The following is a 1,289-nucleotide window of genomic DNA, read 5'->3' on the forward strand; positions in this document are numbered from 1 at the left end:
ACTCAGCTTTGCACGTTAAGTAGCGCCGCGTTGTAGGCGAGGGTAGCGGACGATGCTGCCAATCACAGATCTTCTGTCGTGTACGGAGCCAATCGACGAGTTCGAGTCACTGTCGCCCGAGCAACAGCATCACGCGAAAACCTACACCACAGGTCTTGTTGCCGCCAGCAACAAGACCGTGGCTGGGATCGCACGCGAGGTCATTCCCGCACAGGGCAAACGAGCAGTCAACAAGTTCCTCACCGAGTACGATTGGGACGAGGATCAGGTAAACCACGAACGCCTCGAAGAGTTGCAGAAACACGGTGAAACACGCTGGTCACAGGATGGCTACATCATCCTCGATGACTCGGTGAACCACAAAACCGGGAAGGAACTTCCCGGTGTCGGCAGATTCTACGATCACGCCGAAGGCGAGACTGTTTGGGGACAGAATCTCGTCTACGCCTTCTACGCTGACGAAAAGACCGCCTACCCGCTCGCCTTCCGGCTCTACGATGATGACGACGACCGCACGAAGTACGATCTTGCCAGAGAGATCATCACGGAACTCGAAGACGAGGTAGGTGTCCCGGCGGACACCTACCTCATGGATTCGTGGTTCACTCACGATTCGAATCTCATCGACCACATCGAATCATACGACAAGGACTGGATCGGCCCGCTTCGCAGCAATCGGCAAGTGACCTACGGTGGCGAGGAGATCCGCGTCGATGCGCTGGCAGAGCGCATCGACACGGTTGAGCGAGAGATCGACGATGAAACCTACAAAATCTGGACACAGAAGCGGTCTGTCTCGGAATTGGGCGAGGTACGACTCCTCATCGCGGAGAAAGTCACAGAGGAGGAGGACGACGAGAATCCGGTAAGGTATTTCGCCTCGAACAAGATCGGCGCACCGTCTGAGCATTTGATCCGGTCGTACTCATTCAGATGGCCGGTAGAGGTGTTCTTCGAGGATTCGAAGCAGGATCTGGGCTTTGGAGACTGCGAGGTACGGGATGAAGGAGGTGCCAGTCGGCACTGGCACCTCCAGATGCTGGCCTACAGTCTGCTGCGGCTTGGTCCTGAATCGAGCGCCTCGGGAACGCAGTGCTCGAAAGCGTCGTCGATCCAAGTCCAGCTGGAATACGCTCTGAAGGAAGCTGTGTATAACCTGTTTTCGTGGGTGCGAGACCATCCAAAACAGGCTCTTGACGAATTGATGGAAGAAATAGAGCATCTCTTCCTTCACTCGGACGGCTCAGACGGTTCAAAAGGGTGGTATCTCTGAACGTGCAAAGCTGAGT

1 protein-coding gene is annotated in these 1,289 nt (G+C 55.5%); it reads left to right on the forward strand.

Going from position 1 to position 1,289, the window contains the following annotated elements; translation table 11 throughout:
- Positions 1-52 precede the first annotated feature (52 nt).
- Positions 53-1,273 (forward strand): IS701 family transposase, encoded by a 1,221-nt coding sequence (locus tag ACQUQO_RS18220; protein ID WP_435080071.1) that lies wholly within the window; start codon positions 53-55, stop codon positions 1,271-1,273.
- Positions 1,274-1,289 lie beyond the last annotated feature (16 nt).

Origin of the sequence: Halococcus sp. AFM35 (genome assembly GCF_051195015.1) — an archaeon.
GTDB lineage: Archaea > Halobacteriota > Halobacteria > Halobacteriales > Halococcaceae > Halococcus.